The organism is Arthrobacter sp. Ms25 (assembly GCF_059090365.1).
On sequence record NZ_JBNHFP010000001.1, the window covers coordinates 425,132 to 444,482 of the forward strand.

Sequence of the window (19,351 nt, forward strand, 5' to 3'; positions counted from 1 at the left end):
CTAGACCGGCAGGTCCCGCAGCAGTCCGCCCAGGCGGATCAGTTCCAGCGGCGCGTGCTGGGCAAGCGATAGCCCGACTATCCCGCCGGCGTCACCGAGGGCATCGATGATCCGCAGCAGGTCCGGCACACGCATGCCCCGGGTGCCGTTGCCCGTTGTTCCGGTGAAGTCCCGCCGGTCCAGCACATCCAGGTCCACGTGGACAGCCACCTTGGTGGCCCCCGTGAGCGCCAGCCACTCCAGGATCCGGCGGGTGTCCTCCGGGGTGTCCGTGATGCCCACGCTCGAAATGCCCATCCGCTGCTTGTTCGCAATGCCCGGATCCTGCCAGTCCTGCAGGCCCACCTGGAGGATGTTCGACGGCGGCACCACTGCCGGCAGCGCGGCCAGGAATTCGGCGTCGCCCTCTCCGGCCAGCGTGGCCAGGGACATGGAACGGAACCCGGTGTAACTGTCACCCGGCGTGCCCGTGTCCGGGTGCGCGTCAATCCACAGCACCGCGAGATCCGGCCCGTACCTGGCCGCAAGGTAACTGAAGGGCGCCACGCTGACCGAACATTCCCCGCCGAAGGTGACCACCGACTCGGGATCGGCGTCGGACACCACCCGGACCGCGTCCCGGAGCTGCCGCAGGACCGCGTCCCGCGCGTAAATCCCGTCCACCGTCTGCACCGCCTCTGTGTCGGTACTGACCGGAACGACGGCGGTGGGACCGTCGTGGGCGGGGGAGAGGAGTTCGAGCAGGGCCGGGCCGAGATGATAGGAAAGCTGCGTCTGATGCGGCGGTCCCGCAGGCAGGGACCCGACGGCACCTGCTCCGGCGGCGCCCTGCCACTGCGGAAAGATCAACCGAAGGGCCCCGGGACCGGCTGGATGCATGGATGTCATGATCGTCCTTTGCTGCGGCGGAGACTGCCACCTTACCGCCGCCCCACCGGGCCGAAACAGGTGCGCGCGGAAAATAGAATGGGGTCATGACTGCAACCCTCGTCGCCCGGGACCTTTCCGGCGGCCATGCCCACCGCACCCTTTTCGAGCATCTTTCCCTTACTGTCGCACCGGGGGACGTCGTGGGCGTGGTGGGTGCAAACGGGGCCGGGAAGTCCACCCTGCTGAGGTTACTCGCAGGGGAAGCGGAACCGCAGGCCGGCACGGTCAGCACCGCACCGTCCGACGCCTTCGTCGGATGGCTGCCGCAGGAGCACGAACGAATTCCCGGCGAGACCGTGGGCGCCTACCTTGCCCGGCGCACCGGGGCCGCAGCCGCGACGGAAGCGATGGAGGCTGCCGCGGAAGCGCTGGGGTCGGAGCTCCCCGGCGCCGATGACACCTATGCGGCCGCACTGGACCGGTGGCTGGTCTCCGGTGCCGCCGACCTGGAGGACCGGGCCCCCGCGGTGCTGGCGGATCTTGGCCTGCAGCTCGACCTGGACACCGCGATGGCCGGACTCTCGGGCGGGCAGGCGGCACGCGTGGCGCTTGCCGCCCTGCTGCTGAGCCGCTTCGACATTGTCCTGCTCGACGAACCCACCAACGACCTTGACCTGGACGGCCTGGCGCGGCTGGAACAGTTTGTGCGCGGACTGCGCGGCGGCGTCGTCCTGGTATCCCATGACCGGGAATTCCTCGCCCGGTGCGTGACCACCGTGGTGGAGCTGGACCTGGCGCAGAACAGCGTGGCGGTCTATGAGGGCGGCTACGAGGCGTACTTGGAGGAACGTGCCGTCGCCCGCCGGCACGCCCGCGAAGCCTACGACGAATTCGCGGACAAGAAGGCGGACCTGGTGTCCCGTGCCCGGACCACCCGGGAATGGAGTTCGCAGGGGTTGCGCAACGCCATGAAGAAGAACCCGGACAATGACAAGATCCGGCGCAAGGCCAGCACCGAGTCCTCGGAAAAGCAGGCGCGGAAAGTCCGCCAGATGGAATCGCGCATCGCCCGGCTGGACGAGGTGGAGGAACCCCGCAAGGAATGGCAGCTGCAGCTGCGCATCAGATCCGCACCCCGCTCCAGCTCGGTGGTGTCCACCCTGAACGGCGCGGTGCTCCGCCGCGGCGGCTTCACCCTGGGACCGGTGTCCGTCCAGGTGAATGCGGGGGAGCGGATCGGCATCACCGGTCCCAATGGCGCGGGCAAGTCCACGCTGCTGCGGCTGCTGCTGGGCCGGGAGGTGCCCGACGCCGGCACGGCGTCCCTGGGTGCCTCCGTTGCCGTCGGGGAAATCGACCAAGGGCGCGGACAGCTTTCCGCCGACAAGCCGCTGGGGGATGCCTTCGAGGCCGCCGTACCGGAATTTTCCTCCGCAGAAGTCCGGACCCTGCTGGCCAAGTTCGGCCTCAAGGCGGACCAGGTGGCCAGCCGGGTCGACGCCCTGTCCCCGGGCGAACGTACCCGCGCTTCCCTGGCCCTGCTGCAGGCCCGCGCCGTGAACCTGCTGGTCCTGGACGAGCCCACCAACCATCTGGACCTGCCGGCCATTGAGCAGCTCGAAGAGGCACTCGAAAGCTACGACGGGGCGCTGCTGCTGGTCTCGCACGACCGACGGCTGCTGGAGAACGTCCGCCTCGACACCCGCTGGGAGGTCGTGAACGGGCAGCTCAGCGAGGGCTAGCCCAGGGATGCCGCACCCCTCGTAGGACGGCGGATGTGATACAAAGTATGCTGTGGGGCACCCTTGGGAGGTGCCGCACGCAGGTCTCGGGCGATTTCACGGAAGAAGTGTCCTCATGGCTTCATGGATGAATAAGAGCAGTACACCTGCGCGGTACGGCCGTAGGGGCGGCCCCGGCGCACTATTTGCCCGTAACGGGCTCACGGCAGCCATGCGGGCGCCGTTCGGGACTGCCCGGTGAAGGCGCTGCGGTCGGCGGATGTGCCGGCCCTGATCCTGGTATGGATGCTCTGCGTGGGCACCGATTGGTCCACCGGCATCAAGATTGCCCTCAACGTTGCAGTGGTTGCCGGCCTGTGCCTCAAGGAAGTGTTCCTGCACCGACGGCTGATGTCACGCCCGGTGCATGGCCGGCGCAGTGCCCGTCGGCAGCTCGTCTCCGCGGCGTAGGCTCACCGGCCGGACTCCGGCACCTGCAGCTGATGTGCTCCCGGGACGGGCGGCAACCCGGCACGTCTCTGGTGGCCCCACCGGGGCACGCCTATCGTAGGTAGTCGCAAGGGGAGCTTCCCGGCTGAAAAGAGTCGACCGTGGCAATTGACGTTGCGTCGCTGGTGGTTGAGACCAGTACCGGACTGGTGCAGGGTGTCCTGGACGAGGGCGTGCGCACATGGCGGGGCATTCCGTACGCCGCACCGCCGGTAGGCGACCTCCGGCTTCGGGCACCGCAGCCGCCGCAGGGCTGGAGCGGCATCCGCCACGCCGGGAGCTTCGGCCCTGTCCCGCCGCAGTCCAAGGGTCCGAGCCTCACCGGGCTCAGGCGCAGGGTGGCCATGGACGAGGACTGCCTGTCCCTGAACGTTTCCGCACCGTTGCAGCCGGAGGACGGGCTGCTGCCGGTCCTGGTCTACCTCTACGGCGGCGCATTTAGCTCAGGCTCCTCAGCGGAGCCTACGTACAGGGGTACGAAACTGGTCCGCGACGGAGGCGTGCTCTACGTTTCGCTCAACTACCGCATCGGTGCGCTCGGATTCATGGACTTCCGCGCCTACTCGACGGCGGAACGGCGGTTCGACGCGAACATGGGCCTGAGGGACCAGCTCGCCGCCCTGGAATGGGTGCAGCAGAACATCGAAGCCTTCGGCGGCGATCCCCACAACGTCACCCTCTTCGGTGAGTCCGCGGGCGGTCTCGCCGTCACCACCCTGATGTGCATTCCGGCAGCCCGCGGCCTGTTCCACCAGGCCTACGCGCAAAGCCCGGCGTCTTCCGCTGCCTATTCGTCCGACATGCACGCGGCCTGGGCTGCGGATCTGCTGGAAATCCTGGGGGTTCCGGCCTCCGCAGCCGCGGAAGCCCTGAGCACCATGGACGCCGCGCTGCTGGTCAATGCAACCCGAAAACTGACGACAAAGATCGGCCCCGTCAAACAGCCCGGTTCGCTCAGCGTCTCTCCCGTCATTGACGGGGAATTCCTGCCCCGGCATCCGATCGACGCCTTCCTGACCGGTGAATCCGCTCCGGTTCCGCTCGTGCTGGGCACCATGGCCCGGGAGGGGGCTCTGTTCGCCAAGGTGTCCAACATCCTTCCCTCCACACCCGAACGCATCGAAAAAATGTTTGCCGGCACGGATCCTCCCGCCCGGGACCGGGTGGTGGCCGCCTATCCGGGATACCCTTCCCGCCGGCGCTCCGTGGACATCAGCGGCGATCTTGTGTTCTGGTACCCGGCCCAGATGGTAGCCGAAGGACATTCGCGGATTTCTCCCACATGGTCCTACCGCTACGACTATGCGACCCCGGTCATGAACGCCCTGGGGTTCGGTGCCACGCATTCCTTCGATGTGCCGGTGATGTTCGGTGACATCGGGACCGGCACCGCGAGGGCACTGACCCTGCTCGGTGGTGCGGAAGACCTCAAGGCCCTGTCCGAACGGTTCCAGGGTTCGCTGCTGAGCCTGGCCCGGCACGCCCACCCCGGCAGCGGATGGCCCGAGTACGACGCCTCCCACCGGCACACCCGGGTGTTCGACAAGGTCGACCGGATCGAATCCGATCCTTTTCCGGAACGCCGCCGGGCGTGGTCCGGCTACCGGGGCTATCTCTGAAGGTTTCCGGCACCCGTGCCCTCAGCGGCGCCCCGTGAGAGTCTTAATCCGGCTATGCGTTTCCCCCACCCAGGCAAGGAGAGTCAGTTCCATGAGCGAACATTTCGACGTCGTCGTCCTCGGGGCCGGACCCGGCGGATACGTGGCAGCCATCCGCGCGGCCCAGCTGGGCTTGAAGACGGCAATTGTGGAGGAAAAGTACTGGGGAGGGGTCTGCCTGAACGTGGGATGCATCCCGTCCAAGGCACTGCTGCGCAACGCCGAGCTGGCCCAGATCTTCACCAACCAGGCCAAGACCTTCGGCATGAGCGGCGAGGTCAGTTTCGATTTCGGCGCGGCCTTCGACCGCAGCCGGCAGGTCGCGGACGGCCGGGTCAAGGGCGTGCACTTCCTGATGAAGAAGAACAAGATCACCGAATATGACGGCCACGGCGTCTTTTCCGATGACCATACCCTCGAGGTGGACCTGTCCAAGGGCGGGTCCGAGACCATCACCTTCGACAACGCGATCCTCGCCACCGGGACGTATGTGCGGTTGCTGCCCGGCGTCGGCCTGAGCGAGAACGTGGTGACGTATGAAGCGCAGATCATGGACCGGGAGCTTCCGAAGAAGATCGTCATTGTCGGTGCCGGTGCCATCGGCATGGAGTTCGGCTACGTGCACCGCAGCTACGGCGTGGACGTCACCATCATCGAATTCCTGGACCGTGCACTGCCCAACGAGGACGCGGACGTCTCCAAGGAAATCGCCAAACAGTACAAGAAACTCGGCATCCCCATCCTCACGTCCACCAAGGTGGAAACGGTGAAGGACAACGGCTCTTCCGTCACTGTCACCTATACGGATAAAAACGGCCAGCAGGGCAGCATCGAGGCCGACCGGGTCATGATGTCCATTGGCTTTGCCCCCCGCACGGAGGGCTACGGCCTGGAGAAGACCGGCGTGGAGCTCACCGAACGGGGAGCCATCGGCATCGACGACTTCATGCGAACCAACGTGGGACACATTTACGCCATCGGCGATGTCACCGGCAAGCTCCAGCTCGCCCACGTGGCGGAGGCCATGGGCGTGGTGGCAGCCGAAACCATCGGCAAGGCGGAAACCATGCCGCTGGGGGATTACCGCATGATGCCCCGGGCAACGTTCTGCCAGCCGCAGGTGGCCAGTTTCGGACTCACCGAGCAGCAGGCCCGCGACGAAGGCCGCGACGTCGTCGTCAGCACCTTTCCGTTCACGGCCAACGGCAAGGCGCACGGACTGGGCGAGCCGGTCGGTTTCGTGAAGCTCGTCGCGGACAGGGAACACCTGGAACTGCTGGGCGGGCACCTCATCGGTCCCGACGTCTCGGAACTGCTGCCGGAACTGACCCTGGCCCAGAAGTGGGACCTGACGGCCCACGAGCTGGCCCGCAATGTGCACACCCACCCGACCCTCAGTGAGGCGCTGCAGGAAGCCTTCCATGGTCTGACCGGCCACATGATCAACTTCTAGCCCGGTCCGGACCCGCCCGCCGGCGGCGGACCCCGCTGTCTTGACACTGCCGCCGGCGCGGCGAACGCTGGAAAGACGCACCTTTCTGCGAGGTTCCCGCTTTCCAGCGAGCGAAGGGCAGTGCCATGAACCCAGGCAGAATCATCTCGGTCATCATCGGGTCCGTCCTGGTTCTCGCCGGACTCGCGGCGGCGGCAGGCGCAGCGGTCCTCGGCGTCCTGGCCGTCGCCCAGTCGGATGACGGTTATCTGTCCGTCCCCGAAGAGCGCTACAGCGCCGATTCGTATGCCCTGACCAGTGATGCGATTGAGGTGGGTCCCGGGATCGACGCCGGAGACAACCGGATACAGGTCCGGGGCGCGGACCCGGACGGTGAGCTGTTCATAGGGATTGCGTCCGAGGCCGACGTCGACCGTTACCTCGCCGGGGTCGCCTCCTCCGAAATCGGCGCAGTGACGTTCAATCCCTTCAGCGTCAAGTACGAGGAGACGGAAGGCACGGCCGTGCCGGCCCCGCCGGGGGAGCAGGATTTCTGGGCGGCTTCTTCCGAGGGAACCGGAACCCGGGAAATCGACTGGCCGCTGGAGCAGGGTGAATGGGTTGTGGCGGTGATGAACGCCGACGCCGCGCCCGGAGTCACGGCTGACCTGCAGGCAGGTGTCCGGTCCGACCTGCTCGGCCCGATCGCCCGTTGGCTCATCCTCGGTGCTGTCGCCCTGGTGCTCGGCGGCGTGGCGCTGATCCTTGCCGGAATCCTGGCCGGCCGGAAGTCCGCTGGATCCCCTCCCGGAGCGGGCGGAGCAGCGCCCGGGGGCCTGGCCGGCGCGGGAGCGGCGCCGCTGGGGGCGGGAGACGGCGGGGCGCCCTACCCGGCGCGGCTCTACGGAGAGCTGGACCCGGGGCTGTCCCGCTGGTTGTGGCTGGTGAAGTGGTTCCTGGCCATCCCGCACTACATCCTGCTCGCCTTCCTGTGGATCGCGTTTGGGGTGGTAACCGTCATTACCGGTTTCGCGGTCCTGTTCACCGCCCGCTATCCGCGGGCGCTGTTCGACTTCAACGTCGGCGTGATCCGGTGGAGCTGGCGGGTGGCCTTCTACGCCACCGGAGTCTTGGGGACGGACCGGTATCCGCCCTTCAGCCTCGAGCGGACTGCCTATCCGGCCGACTTCGACGTCGCCTACCCGGAGCGTCTCTCCCGCGGCCTGGTCCTGGTGAAGTGGTGGCTGCTGGTTCTCCCGCAGGCCTTGATTGTGGGGGCTTTCAGCGGCACCGGCTATGTGGTGGTGCGGCAGGCCGGCCCGTTCGCAGGCCCAAATCCGGACATGGCGGACGGGGCATGGAGCCGGTCCATGAACTGGGTAACCGACCCGGCCGCCGAAGGCGTGCGCTCGGTGGGCAGCTGGACCGCAGGTATCTCGCTGCTGACGCTGCTGGTGGTGGTTGCCGCCGTGGCACTGCTGTTTACCGGCCGCTACCCGCGGGCCCTGTTCGACTTCGTGATGGGCCTGCAGCGGTGGTCGTACCGGGTGCTGGCCTACACCGCACTTCTGCGCGACGAGTATCCGCCGTTCCGCCTGGACCAGGGACCGGTTGATGCGCGCGACCTGCCTCCCGCCGCACCAAATGGCGCCGGACCGGTGCAAACACCGGGCGGACGGTAGCGCAGTACCGTCGTCCGGGCACGCACGGGGGCACGGTAGGGCATACTGGCCGCATGACGAGGTTGGAAGGACCGCTGGCCGACCCTCAGGCAGGGTTGTGGATCGCCCCGCGGCTGGCTGAGGCGGGGACCGTGTCCGGCACGGTTCCCCAGGGGTATGACGCCTACGCCCGGATCTTCCATCCGGTTCAGGCGCAGTTGTTGAACTGGGACGGGGACGTGCCGGTCACCGTCGAATCCCGGACCCTGAGCTGGGAGGAACTGGCCGGGATCCGGGGCACCGTGGCGCACCCGCTGATGCAGTGGTCCTCGATCCTGGCCGGTTACCGGAACCCGGTCTGGAACGAACCGGGATGGCACTATGAAGACCCGCTGGTCGGTGCACTGCCGGCCGGGACACTCGTTGAAGTGGTGCGGCTGCTCGCCGGCCACACCCGGGCACCGGTCCGCTGCCTGGCCGGACTGTGGGACGGATGGGGCTGGGTGGCAGGTCCCGGGCAGACCGGCGCGCCGCAGCAGCCGCTCCTGGAAAACGACGCCGCGGACTCCGTTCCGCGTCTTGAGCTGCCGACCCGCGACTACCTGCTGTTTTCCGCGGATCTCGCCGTCTTCACCGACTCCCGGTGGCAGGAGCGCAACGGATGGGATCCGCTGCAGAGCCCCAACCTGCTGTGGCCCGAGGACGGGGCCTGGTTCCTCGCTTCGGAGATCGATTTCGACTCCACGCTCGTGGGCGGGTCGGCCGAACTCATCCGCGACCTCCTGCAGGCCGGGACATTCGAAGCCATGGCGGTACCGCCCGACGGGGACCTGACCCACCTCGGAGACCTCGTCAACGAGACTCCGGACTGACGCCCCCGCAGCCGGAGCATCGCCGCCGGGGGTCAGGCAGCTAACACCGGTCTGTGACCAAGGCATCCACGGAACGGACCGGACGGCCGCAGACCTGTGGATAAGCTGAATATATGCCCCTCGAGAACATCAATTTCCACACCCGCAAGTGGGTCCGCCCGGAGGACCTGAACGCCAACGGCACCTTGTTCGGCGGTAGTCTGCTGCGCTGGATCGACGAAGAAGCCACCGTTTACGCCATCCTGCAGATGGGCAACGGCCGGGTCGTCACCAAATTCATGTCGGAGATCAACTTCGTCAGCTCGGCGGTGCAGGGTGACCTGATTGAAATGGGGCTCACGGCAACCAAGTTCGGCCGGACTTCCCTGACGATGCAGGCCGAGGTGCGGAACATGATCACCCGCCGCAGCATCCTGACCATCGACAAGATCGTGTTCGTCAACCTGGATGAGCACGGCAAACCCGTACCCCACGGGTACACCACCATCAGTTACGACCGCGACCGGCTGCCGTCCCACCACATCCCGCCGGTGCCGTTCGGCACGGAGCCGTTTACGGCCTAGCCCTTCAGCCCGCCCACCCCTCCGCGTCGTCCCGGAGGGGACACCGGTTTCAAGGCATACTTACTAGTATGAGTCTCGACCTTCCCCTGCCGCAGGGGCGCGCGGCGGCGGGGAAGCCGCTGCGGATAGCCATCCTGTCCCACCTGCACCACCCGATTTCCAGTCCTTTCCTCGGCGGACTGGAAATGCACACGTCGCTGATGGCCGACGAATGTGCCGCCCGCGGCCATGACGTCACGCTGTTCGCCAAGGCAGGCTCCGTATCCCGGTCCCGGGTGGTGGAGGTCCTGCCGGAAAGCTTCGACTTCCGCCGCAGCCTGGCTCCCGAAGGGATGCGCCGGCAGCAGCAGACCCTGGACACAGCGCTGGGTTCTGCCATAGCCGCCGTCCGGAACGGCGGGTTCGACGTCGTCGTCAATAATTCCCTGAGCCTGCTGCCCTATGTCGGGCTCGCGGATGTGCCCATGCTGACCATCCTGCACACTCCGCCGCTGCCGTGGATCGTGGACGCGGTCGCCGACGGAAGGGCGCCCCTGTCGCCGCTGCACCGGTTTGTCAGTGTTTCGGCCCGCAACGCCACCGGATGGTCTCCCCACCTGCCGGACCTGCACGTCATCCACAACGGCATCCGGCTGGACGCCTGGCCCGCCGGCACCGCTCCCCGCCGCGGAACAGCCGTCTGGGCCGGCCGGGTTACCCCGGAAAAAGGCCTCCACATCGCCATCGACGCAGCGCGGGAAGCCGGTATGGAGCTGCACTTCGCCGGACCGATCAGCGATGCGAAGTACTTCGAGCGCACCGTGGAACCGCATCTGGGCCGCGGGGTGCACCACGTTGGCCACCTTGACCACCGGGACCTGGCCGCCTTCCTCGGGTCCGGCGAGGTCTTCATTGCCTCCCCGGTCTGGTCCGAGCCGTTCGGACTCACCGCACTCGAAGCCATGGCCTGCGGCACCCCGGTGGCCGCCCTGCCCCTAGGCGCCATGCCGGAAATCATTGACGCGGACGGCGGCCGGCTCGCCGAAGGCCTGGGGGCGGATGCGCTGTCCGCCGCCGTGACGGCCGCCCGCCACCTGGACCGGGACCGGGTGCGGATGTCGGCGGCCCGCTTCAGTGCGGCAGCCATGGTGGACTCCTATGAGGAGCAGATCCGGTCCCTGCTCAACCCGGACGGGCTGCCGTCCGCCCCTGCCGAAGCCCTCGTCCCGTAACCGGAGCCGTCCTTGCCATCCCCGCGCCTGCCCCGCGTCGCCTACTACGCCCACCACCACGGCACCGGCCACCTGCGTCATGCCGCCAACATTGCCCGGCTCGGGGCGGTTGACCTGCTGGTGACCGGTACCGCCCCGGCCGCAGGGGAGCCCCTGCTGCCCGGCGGTGCGCGGTTCGCTGCCCTCCCGCCCGACGTCGGCCCCGGCGGACCCTACGCGCCTGGACCGGGGGAGTCCCTGCACTACGCCCCGTCAGGCCCGGCACTGCAGGCCCGGTTCAGGGAGCTGCACCGGCTCTGGGCGGAGTTCTCCCCGGATGTGGTGGTGGTGGACGTGTCCGTGGAGGCCGCCGTCTTTGCCCGGCTGGCCGGCTATCCGGTGATCCACCGCCGGATGCACGGGGAACGGACGGACCCGCCCCACCGGCTGGCCTACGAGTCCGTCCACCGGCTGATCGCCTACTACCCGGAAACCATCGAGGACCCGGCGCATCTGCAGGCCTACGGTGCAAAGAGCACCTATCTGGGCATGCTGGCCCCGGACACGGTGCCGCTTCCGGGGCTCATCCCCGTACGGCCGCGGACCGTTGCGGTGCAGACGTCCCTGGGCGGTGACGGCGTGTTGCTCCGGGACGTGCTCGCTGCGGCCCGGCAGACACCGGAATGGCAGTGGGAGATCATGGGGCACACCGCCGGTGCATCCGGAAACGTTCCGGCGAATGTGTCGCTGCTGGGCGTGGTCGCGGATCCGGGACCCCGGCTCGCGGCGGCGGATGTGCTGGTCACCTCCGCCGGGCACAACGCGGTGGCCGCGGCAGCCGCCGCCCGGCGTCCGGCACTGCTGGTCCCCGAAGACCGTCCGTTCCGGGAACAGGCTGTCTTCGCCTCGTCGCTGGCGGGAGCGGGCGCCTCCGCCGCGGCAGGCTTCGCTTCGGTCCGGGACTGGCAGCGCACACTGGAGGACCTGCGGGAAACGGATCCGGAGCTGCTGGCACGGACGCTGCTGGTGTCCGTGGACGACTTCCGGGACCGGTTCCTGGCCGCCGTGGAATCGGCGCTGGATGCCGCAGGAGACGCGGATGCTGTCGGGAACCCGGAAGCGGTCAGTACGGCGCGTTGACCCGGACGCCCGCCAGTTCCGCTGCGTCCGGGCGGCGCAGAATCCGCAGCTCACGGCCGTCCCGGTTCCAGGAGACGTAGCCGTCCCGGGCGAAGGCCTCGAGCCACCCGGTCATCGGCCAGCTGCCCCATTTGCGCCGGAATGCCTCGGCGTTGACCACAATGGACTCCAGATGCTGCAGCGGCGGCCGGTGCACGCCGTGGTGCTGGTGGAACATCACTGCGCCCGAGAACGCCAGGGGCACACCCATGCGCCGGGCAGTGAACGAGAAGTCCGTATCCTCGCCCCCGTAACCGGCAAAGGATTCATCAAAGCCGCCGATCCGGTCGAAGGCATCCCGGCGGACCGCAAATCCCAGGGACCAGAACAGGGCATACTCCTGAGAAGCCGCTGCCGGCATTCCCGGTGGCGGGGCCAGGGCAGCACGTGCGTGGTGCGGAACGGAATCGCGCAGCAGCACCTCGTCATCGCCGTCGGACACCCAGGCCCGCACCTCCGCGTCCGCCGTGAGGTACCGGGGAGCGGCCATCACCAGGCCCCCGGCAGAGTCCAGGTCCGCCAGCAGGTGTTCGAACATCTGCCGTCCGGGGATGCAATCCACGTCCAGGAAGACCAACGTCCCGTACCGGGCTGCGGCGGCCGCGGCATTCCGGCCCGCGCCCAGCGGCAGCGGCGTTCCGGGGCCCGAATCCACGTGGACCACCCGCAGCGGCACGTCACTGGGCGGGGGAACAGCGTGGGGCTGGTTCAGGTAGCAGACCACCACCTCGGCGGGCAGCAGGGTGGATCGGCTGATGCCGCGGACCGCATTGGCCAGGTGGGCATCCCGTCCCGAGCTGATGATCAGGACCGAAAACTCCCGCCGGGAGTGCGTCTTCCGCAGCTGCATTCTTCCCCTTCGCCCGGGGGCGCCCGCTCTGGCCGCCCAAAATGCTAAGTATACTGAAGAAGGTTTTTCCCGCGGAGAAGGAGCAGGTGTGCCGGAAGGTTCGATCATCAGGGTGGCATCGGTGCCGCACAGCCAGGTCTACATTCGGCACACCGGGGCCGTCCCGGGGGAACCGAACCCGGTAGTGCGCCTGCCGGACCCCGATCCCCGGAACCCGGGCCAGTCCACCGAAGCGACATGGTGGCCGCCGGTCATGCTGGACGCCGGCTGGATCCGGGAAAACGCGGCCAGCTTCGACCTGATGCACATCCACTTCGGCTTTGACGCGATTTCCCCCGGAGACCTGCAGGCGGTGACCGCCGAGCTGAAGGCCCAGGGCAAACCGCTGGTCTACACGGTCCACGACCTGCGCAATCCGCACCACCTCACGCCTCAGGCGCACGACGCCCAGCTGGACGTGCTGATTCCCGCAGCGGACGCGCTGGTCACGCTCACCACCGGGGCGGCCGACGTCGTCGAACGCCGCTGGGGCCGGCGCCCGCAGGTGCTGCCGCACCCGCACGTGGTCGGGCTGGAGGAACTCGCGCACCGCCAGGCGCAGCGCCTCGCCGCCGGTCCCCGGGAGGAGTTCCGCGTCGGGGTCCACCTGAAGAGCCTTCGACCGAACATGATGGAGGGCGCAATCCTGCCGGACCTGCTCGAGGCCGTGGAGCAGCTGCCCGGCGCCGTGCTGCAGGTCAACGGGCACCCGGACATCCTCACTCCCGGCGGGGACAAGTTCCGCCCGGAACTGTACCGCTGGCTGACCGAAGCAGCCGATGCCGGGCGGCTGGAGCTGCAGGTCCGGGACTACTTCGACGAACCTGCACTGTGGGACTACCTCTCCAGCCTGGACGTGTCCGTGCTGCCGTACCGGTTCGGCACCCACTCCGGCTGGCTGGAGGCCTGCACCGACCTGGGCACCCATGTCCTGGCACCCTCCTGCGGTTTCTATGCCCAGCAGCGGGCCGCCGTTACCGAGTTCGTCCACGACGACGGCGGGATCGACGCCCAGTCGCTGGCCAACGCACTCAAGCAGGTGCACGAGTCACGGCTGTGGCCCGGACTGAGCCGGGAGGAACGGACCGCCGAGCGCCGGCAGGTGGCCGCCGCACACGAAGCGATGTACCGCTCCCTGCTCTAGCGGGGACCGTCCTGCTCCGGTGCGCCCGCCCGCAGCGCCTGCTCCAGGGCGGCCAGCGTATCCGGCGTGAGCGGGCTGCCGGGGAACCGGGCCAGCCGGCGCAGGGGGAGGCTGCCCATCATTGCCAGTGCCTCGGCCGTGCCGCCGGGCCCGGATTGCTCCGGGTCCGGTCCTGCCAGCAGCTGCGCTCCAAGGGGATGCGCCAGCCACTGGGCGATCGGGGAATCAAGGGTGAGGTCTGGGCCCCCGTCCGTGCCGGGCACGTCCACCGTTCCGCTGAGCCGGATGTCGCGGGAGGAGGATCCGACGTCGATGCGGTAGGTGCCGGCGTCGGTGACCCACCGGTGCGACGCCGGGTCGAACCGTGCCAGTGCCGTCAGCGGCAGGGTGAAGGCAACCGGAGCTGCAGCGCCGGGCTCAAGGAATACCTTGCGGAAGGCCCGAAGTTCGCGCGGCGGCCGGATCGCGGGTCCGGCCGGCGCACCTGTGTACAGCTGCAGGACTTCAGCGCCGGCGCGGGACCCGGTATTGGTCAGGGTCGCTTCGATCGTCAGGGACGAATCCGTGAGATTCAGGACCAGGTTGCTGAACTCGAAGCTGGTATAGGACAGGCCGTGTCCGAAGGCGAAGGCCGGGGCGATATCCCTGGCGTCGTACCACCGGTAACCCACCAGCACCCCTTCGCCGTAGCGGACGGTGCCTGCCTCGCCGGGATAGTTTCCATACGCGGGGGTGTCCTCGATTCGGCGCGGAAAGGTTTCGGCCAGCTTTCCGGAAGGGTTGACCTCTCCCAGCAGGACGTCGGCGAGCGCTTCGCCTCCGGCCTGGCCGGGCAGCCATGCCTCGAGCACTGCCGGAACCTGGTCGGCCCACCCCGTTTCCACTGCGCCTCCGTTGAACAGGACCACTACTGTCCAGGGGTTCGCCGCCGTCACCGCGCGCAGGGCCGCCAGCTGGTTCTCCGGCAGGCGCAGGTCCGGGCGGTCAAATCCCTCCGACTCCCGATCCGCCGGCAGGCCAAGGAAGAACAGCACCGCGTCTGCGGCTGACGCGGCGGCTTCCGCTTCTGCGATCAGCTCCGGCTCCGGGGTTCCGTCGAGCCGGTAGCCGGCCGCGAAGACGGCCGCCGCGGTCCGCTCCGCCAGGACCTCCAGCGGAACGCTCACCCGGGTGGGGTTCACCTGTGAGGAGCCCGCTCCCTGGTACCGCGGCGTGCGTGCCAGCTCGCCGACCACGGCCAGCCGCAGCTGCGGCGAGAACGGGAGAATGCCGCCGTCGTTTTTCAGCAGCACCATGGACGACGCTGCCGCTTCCCGTGCCAGCCGGTGATGCCCGGCGTGGTCCACCGGCCCGCCCGCCGGTGACGCCGTCCGGTCCGCCAGCTGCAGCAGCCTGGCCACGGAGGTATCCACCATGTCCCGGTTCACGGTGCCGGCGTCCAGGCCTGCCTGCAGTTCGGCCAGCCCCAGGCCGCCGCTGGCCGGCATCTCCAGGTCCAGTCCGGCGCCGAGCGCCGCTGCGCGGTCCGTGACGGCACCCCAGTCGGACATCACCAGGCCGTCAAACCCCCACTCGCCGCGCAGGACCGTCTCCAGCAGCCAGGCATTCTCCGCGGCGTGTATGCCGTTCACCTTGTTGTAGGCCGCCATCAGTGTCCACGGGTGTGCCGTGCGGACCACCGTTTCAAACGCCCTGAGGTAAATCTCGTGCAGGGTGCGGTCATCAACCTCGGCATCAACGCGCATCCGGTCCGCTTCCTGGTTGTTCGCGGCGAAATGCTTGGGACAGGCGGCCACCCCCTCGGACTGCAGCGCCCTGGTCCATGCGGCCCCCAGGGCCCCGGACAGCAGCGGATCTTCGGAGAAGTATTCGAAGTTGCGTCCGCACAGGGGTGTGCGCTTGATGTTCAGCCCGGGACCCAGGACAACATCCACGCGTGCCGCAGCCGCTTCCCGGGCGGTCGCCGCCCCGAGGCGGGCCAGCAGGTCCGGATCCCAGGAACAGGCGGTAAGGCACTCTGCCGGAAAGCAGGTGGCCGGCAGAGAATCACCGATTCCCGGCTCCGTATCGCTGCGCGGACGCCGGACACCGTGCGGACCGTCCGCCAGGACCAGGGACCGGAGTCCTGCTGCAGGGGCAGCAACAGTGGTCCAGAAGGACGCCCCGGAGAGCAGTGCCGGCCTGTCGTCCGGCGGGAGCGCGGAGACCCGTTGCGCAAGCGGAGGAACGTTTGGCGGGGGAGGCTCGGAATTCGGCATGCGCCGGAGTCTAGGGGGCGGCGGCACCGGCCGGAAGAGCATCACGATCCTGGCCTGGTGCAGCGGCGGTACACGGAACCGGGCCTGTCGGCGGAAGCCGTCCGCCCGCTAGTGTTTCGGTAACGCGGCCCGCCCGGGCGCGGAGACGGAGCAGACCATGATCAGCCAGCTTGACCGCTACCGGCAGATCGCCGAGATCCTCTCCCGCAACGGCCTGGGCTTCCTGGTGTCTGCCCTCGGCCTGGAGGGCAGGCTGCCCTTCCGCCGGGAGCCTGCCCCGGATCCGGCCGGACGGCCGCGCACCCGCCCCCAGTACCTGCGCTCGGCCCTCGAGGAACTCGGCCCCACCTATGTGAAGATCGGCCAGCTGCTCTCCACCCGCCCCGACCTGCTGCCGCCCGGCTACCAGCGGGAGCTGGCGAAGCTGCAGGACAGTGCCGAAGCGGTACCGTGGCCGCAGATCGCCGAGGAGCTGCGGCAGGAACTGGGCAGGGATCCGCTGGAGGTCTTTGGCTCCTTCGATACCGCCGTCATGGCCAGCGCTTCGATCGGGCAGGTGTATGCCGCCACACTGAAGGACGGCAGGGAGGTGGTGGTCAAGGTGCGCCGGCCCGGGGTCGCCGCACAGGTGGACCAGGACCTGGAGATCCTGCAGAACCTGGCCAATGCCGCCGGCAAGCGCTGGGAAGCGGCCCGGGACTATGACATCACCGGGCTGATGGACGAATTCGCCGCCACCCTCCGCTCCGAGCTGGACTACCTCCAGGAAGGACGCAACGCAGACCGTTTCTCCGCCAACTTCGCCAACGATGCCGCCATCACCATTCCCAGGGTGTACTGGGACCACACCACCTCCCGCGTCCTGACCATGGACCGGCTCAGGGGGATGAAGGTTACGGATGTGGCCGCGCTGGACGCCGCCGGGATCGACCGTCCGGCGCTCGCGGTGGCTGCTGCCCGCGTCGAAATGAAGATGGTCTTCGAGGACGGTTTCTTCCATGCGGACCCGCATCCGGGAAACCTTTTCGTGGAGCCCGGCGGCCGGGTGGGACTGATTGACTTCGGGATGGTGGGGGAGGTGGACGAGAAGCTGCGCAGCCAGCTGTCGGCCCTGTTCATCGGCATCGTGCGCAAGGACCCGGAACGGATGGCCAATGCCCTGGTGCGGATCAGTGCCTCCGGGGTGCGGGTGAACCGGGTGAAGCTGCGGATGGACCTGGGCCCGCTGATCCGCCTGTATTCGGGGAAGGACCTGGCCAGTGCGCCGGTGGGTGCCATCATCACTACCGGACTGGGCATCCTGCGGACGCACCACATCCAGCTTCCCCGCGAAATGGCCATGCTGCTGCGGATGCTCATCATGACCGAAGGCATGGGCGAAGTGCTGGATCCCCGGTTCCGGCTGGGCCCCACCCTGGCCCCCTATGCCCGGAGGATGGCCTTTCAGCAGTTGAACCCCGTGAACTACGCCCGCAAACTCGGCCGCGCAGGGGCGGAGGTGCTGGAGCTGGGAGCGGAACTGCCGGACCAGGCGCGCAGGCTGCTCAACACCCTGGAGATAGAGGGAGTCGAAGTCCACCTCCGCGGCGAGGAACTGCTGCCGCTGGTGATGCGGCTGGAGCGGGTGGGTAACCGGCTGGTGGCGGCAATTTTTGCCTCGGCGTTTATCCGCGGTGTGGGGGAGCTGACGCTGGGGGATTCGTCCCGGTGGAAATCGTGGCAGGCACCGCTGATGAGTGCGGGGCTGGCATCCACGGCGGCGTTGGGCGGCTACATCGCCTGGGCGTCACGGCGGGCCCGGCTGCGGGGCCTGTAAAAGGAAGGGCCGGGGCGGAGGAATCTCCGCCCCGGCCCGACCGGTTCTGCGTGGACTGCCGAAGGGAAGGCCTATGCCCCGGCCGGCCGCACCGCGGCGGCCGCCCTGCCCTTCTCGAGGCCCAGTTCCGCCGTCGGAGTATGGGCCGTCTCCTTGGCGGTGAGAGCGGAAACCGCGGCGATGGCGCAGATGACGGCGGTGAAGATGCTCGTCACCGCCCACCCGCCGGGCTCGAGGCCGCCGATGGCCGCGACGATGGACGGCGCGAAGCCGGCCATCAGGAAGCCGAGCTGCGTGCCGATGGCCAGGCCGGAGAACCGGACCTTGGCGCTGAACATTTCACCGTAGAAGGACGGCCAGACGGCGTTCGCCGCAGCGTAGCCGCAGGAGAAGACGGCAACGGAGAGAGCGAACTGGAGCAGTGTGTTGCCGGACTCCATGGACAGCAGATAGAACGGCATAATCACGGCGCTGGACACGGCGCCGTAGATGAAGACGGGGCGGCGTCCGATCCGGTCGGCGAGGCGGCCGAACAGCGGCTGCGTCACCAGTGCGACGGCGTTGCCGGCGACTACCAGCCAGAGCGTGATGTCTGCGTCCACGTTGCCCACTTCGGTGCCGTACTTGATGGCCAGCGTTCCGTACACGGTGGAGACCGCGGCAATGAAGGCGCAGCAGATAACGCGCAGCACGTCGCGCCAGTGGTCCTTGAGGAGGACGCCCACCGGCAGCTTCACGATCTCGTTGCGTTCCTTGGCCTCGGTGAAGGTGGGGGTTTCATGCAGGGAGCGGCGGATGAAGTAGGTGACGATGACAACGACGGCGCTCAGCCAGAACGGGATGCGCCAGCCGATGCCGTACTTGATGTCATCGGGCAGGGCGACCACGGGGATGAAGACCAGTGCGGCAAGGATCTGGCCGCCCTGGGTGCCGGTGAGCGTCCAGGACGTGAAGAACGAGCGGCGGTTGTCCGGTGCGTGCTCAAGAGTCATGGAGCTGGCTCCGGCCTGCTCGCCCGCGGCCGAAAGGCCCTGCATCAGGCGGCAGAAGACCAGCAGGATTGGCGCCCACCAGCCGATTGTGTCGAAGTCCGGCAGGCAGCCGATCAGGAAGGTGGACCCGCCCATTAGCAGCAGGGTGAACATCAGGACCTTCTGCCGGCCCACCCGGTCACCGAAGTGGCCGAGGATGACGGCCCCGACCGGACGGGCTATATAGGCGAAGCCGAAGGTGGCCAAGGACATGACGCTGGCCTGGGTGTCGGCATCCGGGAAGAACACGCGCGGAAAAATGAGCGCAGCGGCGGAACCGAAAATGAAGAAGTCGTAGTACTCGACGGCACTGCCCATAAAGCTGGCAGTGGCGGCCTTGCGCGGGGTCTTGGTGCCCGTTGCTGGTCCAGCGGGGGCGGATGCGTCCATTGCATCTCTCCTGACATGGGCTGAGGAAGTGGGGGGCAGGGCTGCTGCCTACGGAACTGCACGGACGCAGAAGCTGTGCGCTATGCGCACTTGTGTGCATTCTCCGTACGCTTGAAGTAATGTAGCCCACAGCTGGGGGACCGGCAAGCCGTGGCGGAAGCCACCGG

Annotated in this window: 15 protein-coding genes; 11 read left to right on the plus strand and 4 right to left on the minus strand. The window is 68.2% G+C overall.

The features are described from left to right. Complete coding sequence (locus AC5RT8_RS02010; RefSeq protein WP_494094029.1) at nucleotides 1-888, minus strand: arginase family protein; 888 nt, start codon at nucleotides 886-888, stop codon at nucleotides 1-3. An 86-nt stretch (nucleotides 889-974) separates the two neighbouring features. Here AC5RT8_RS02010 and abc-f point away from each other — a divergent pair, with 86 nt between their 5' ends. The 9 genes from abc-f to AC5RT8_RS02055 all read left to right on the plus strand — a co-directional run bounded on the left by abc-f (nucleotide 975) and on the right by AC5RT8_RS02055 (nucleotide 11,617). Then, on the plus strand, nucleotides 975-2,612 hold the full coding sequence (abc-f, locus tag AC5RT8_RS02015; protein ID WP_494094030.1) for a ribosomal protection-like ABC-F family protein: 1,638 nt from the start codon (nucleotides 975-977) through the stop codon (nucleotides 2,610-2,612). A gap of 237 nt (nucleotides 2,613-2,849) precedes the next feature. Further along, nucleotides 2,850-3,062 (plus strand): hypothetical protein, encoded by a 213-nt coding sequence (locus AC5RT8_RS02020; RefSeq protein WP_494094031.1) that lies wholly within the window; start codon nucleotides 2,850-2,852, stop codon nucleotides 3,060-3,062. 140 nt (nucleotides 3,063-3,202) lie between these two features. After that, nucleotides 3,203-4,720 carry a carboxylesterase/lipase family protein gene (locus AC5RT8_RS02025; protein ID WP_494094032.1) on the plus strand — a complete coding sequence of 506 codons (1,518 nt, stop codon included), beginning with the start codon at nucleotides 3,203-3,205 and terminating at the stop codon, nucleotides 4,718-4,720. A gap of 91 nt (nucleotides 4,721-4,811) precedes the next feature. Then, on the plus strand, nucleotides 4,812-6,212 hold the full coding sequence (lpdA, locus tag AC5RT8_RS02030) for a dihydrolipoyl dehydrogenase (protein WP_494094033.1): 1,401 nt from the start codon (nucleotides 4,812-4,814) through the stop codon (nucleotides 6,210-6,212). 125 nt (nucleotides 6,213-6,337) lie between these two features. Next, nucleotides 6,338-7,873 (plus strand): DUF4389 domain-containing protein, encoded by a 1,536-nt coding sequence (locus AC5RT8_RS02035; RefSeq protein ID WP_494094034.1) that lies wholly within the window; start codon nucleotides 6,338-6,340, stop codon nucleotides 7,871-7,873. Between the two features lie 53 nt (nucleotides 7,874-7,926). Next, the gene (locus AC5RT8_RS02040) at nucleotides 7,927-8,724 is read left to right on the plus strand and encodes a hypothetical protein (protein WP_494094035.1); all 798 of its coding nucleotides are present in this window, start codon (nucleotides 7,927-7,929) and stop codon (nucleotides 8,722-8,724) included. 113 nt (nucleotides 8,725-8,837) lie between these two features. Next, nucleotides 8,838-9,287, plus strand: coding sequence for an acyl-CoA thioesterase (locus AC5RT8_RS02045; RefSeq protein ID WP_494094036.1), 450 nt, complete (start codon nucleotides 8,838-8,840; stop codon nucleotides 9,285-9,287). Between the two features lie 68 nt (nucleotides 9,288-9,355). After that, entirely contained in the window at nucleotides 9,356-10,498 is a 1,143-nt protein-coding gene (locus tag AC5RT8_RS02050; protein WP_494094037.1) for a glycosyltransferase, read from the plus strand. A 12-nt stretch (nucleotides 10,499-10,510) separates the two neighbouring features. Next, nucleotides 10,511-11,617, plus strand: a complete 1,107-nt coding sequence (locus AC5RT8_RS02055; RefSeq protein WP_494094038.1) for a glycosyl transferase — start codon at nucleotides 10,511-10,513, stop codon at nucleotides 11,615-11,617. On the opposite strand, the gene AC5RT8_RS02060 is transcribed toward AC5RT8_RS02055, so the two are convergent. Beyond that, complete coding sequence (locus AC5RT8_RS02060; RefSeq protein WP_494094039.1) at nucleotides 11,601-12,506, minus strand: glycosyltransferase family 2 protein; 906 nt, start codon at nucleotides 12,504-12,506, stop codon at nucleotides 11,601-11,603. The genes AC5RT8_RS02055 and AC5RT8_RS02060 overlap by 17 nt on opposite strands. 88 nt (nucleotides 12,507-12,594) lie before the next feature. On the opposite strand from AC5RT8_RS02060, the gene AC5RT8_RS02065 reads away from it, so the two are divergent. Further along, entirely contained in the window at nucleotides 12,595-13,689 is a 1,095-nt protein-coding gene (locus tag AC5RT8_RS02065; RefSeq protein WP_494094040.1) for a glycosyltransferase family protein, read from the plus strand. Here the strand turns inward: AC5RT8_RS02065 and AC5RT8_RS02070 are convergent. Continuing rightward, the gene (locus AC5RT8_RS02070; protein WP_494094041.1) at nucleotides 13,686-15,947 is read right to left on the minus strand and encodes a glycoside hydrolase family 3 C-terminal domain-containing protein; all 2,262 of its coding nucleotides are present in this window, start codon (nucleotides 15,945-15,947) and stop codon (nucleotides 13,686-13,688) included. The two genes, AC5RT8_RS02065 and AC5RT8_RS02070, sit on opposite strands and share 4 nt — an antisense overlap. A 157-nt stretch (nucleotides 15,948-16,104) precedes the next feature. Here AC5RT8_RS02070 and AC5RT8_RS02075 point away from each other — a divergent pair, with 157 nt between their 5' ends. Further along, nucleotides 16,105-17,763 carry an ABC1 kinase family protein gene (locus AC5RT8_RS02075; RefSeq protein ID WP_494094042.1) on the plus strand — a complete coding sequence of 553 codons (1,659 nt, stop codon included), beginning with the start codon at nucleotides 16,105-16,107 and terminating at the stop codon, nucleotides 17,761-17,763. Nucleotides 17,764-17,834: 71 nt separating this feature from the next. Here AC5RT8_RS02075 and AC5RT8_RS02080 read toward each other — a convergent pair whose 3' ends face one another. Continuing rightward, nucleotides 17,835-19,184, minus strand: a complete 1,350-nt coding sequence (locus tag AC5RT8_RS02080; RefSeq protein ID WP_494094043.1) for an MFS transporter — start codon at nucleotides 19,182-19,184, stop codon at nucleotides 17,835-17,837. Nucleotides 19,185-19,351 lie beyond the last annotated feature (167 nt).

Excerpts from the sequence above, each read along its gene's own strand:
- AC5RT8_RS02010 (WP_494094029.1), bottom strand. The coding sequence starts at position 888 with ATGACATCCATGCATCCAGCCGGTCCCGGGGCCCTTCGGTTGATCTTT.
- abc-f (WP_494094030.1), top strand. The coding sequence starts at position 975 with ATGACTGCAACCCTCGTCGCCCGGGACCTTTCCGGCGGCCATGCCCAC.
- lpdA (WP_494094033.1), top strand. The coding sequence starts at position 4,812 with ATGAGCGAACATTTCGACGTCGTCGTCCTCGGGGCCGGACCCGGCGGA.
- AC5RT8_RS02035 (WP_494094034.1), top strand. The coding sequence starts at position 6,338 with ATGAACCCAGGCAGAATCATCTCGGTCATCATCGGGTCCGTCCTGGTT.
- AC5RT8_RS02040 (WP_494094035.1), top strand. The coding sequence starts at position 7,927 with ATGACGAGGTTGGAAGGACCGCTGGCCGACCCTCAGGCAGGGTTGTGG.
- AC5RT8_RS02045 (WP_494094036.1), top strand. The coding sequence starts at position 8,838 with ATGCCCCTCGAGAACATCAATTTCCACACCCGCAAGTGGGTCCGCCCG.
- AC5RT8_RS02050 (WP_494094037.1), top strand. The coding sequence starts at position 9,356 with ATGAGTCTCGACCTTCCCCTGCCGCAGGGGCGCGCGGCGGCGGGGAAG.
- AC5RT8_RS02060 (WP_494094039.1), bottom strand. The coding sequence starts at position 12,506 with ATGCAGCTGCGGAAGACGCACTCCCGGCGGGAGTTTTCGGTCCTGATC.
- AC5RT8_RS02070 (WP_494094041.1), bottom strand. The coding sequence starts at position 15,947 with ATGCCGAATTCCGAGCCTCCCCCGCCAAACGTTCCTCCGCTTGCGCAA.
- AC5RT8_RS02075 (WP_494094042.1), top strand. The coding sequence starts at position 16,105 with ATGATCAGCCAGCTTGACCGCTACCGGCAGATCGCCGAGATCCTCTCC.
- AC5RT8_RS02080 (WP_494094043.1), bottom strand. The coding sequence starts at position 19,184 with ATGGACGCATCCGCCCCCGCTGGACCAGCAACGGGCACCAAGACCCCG.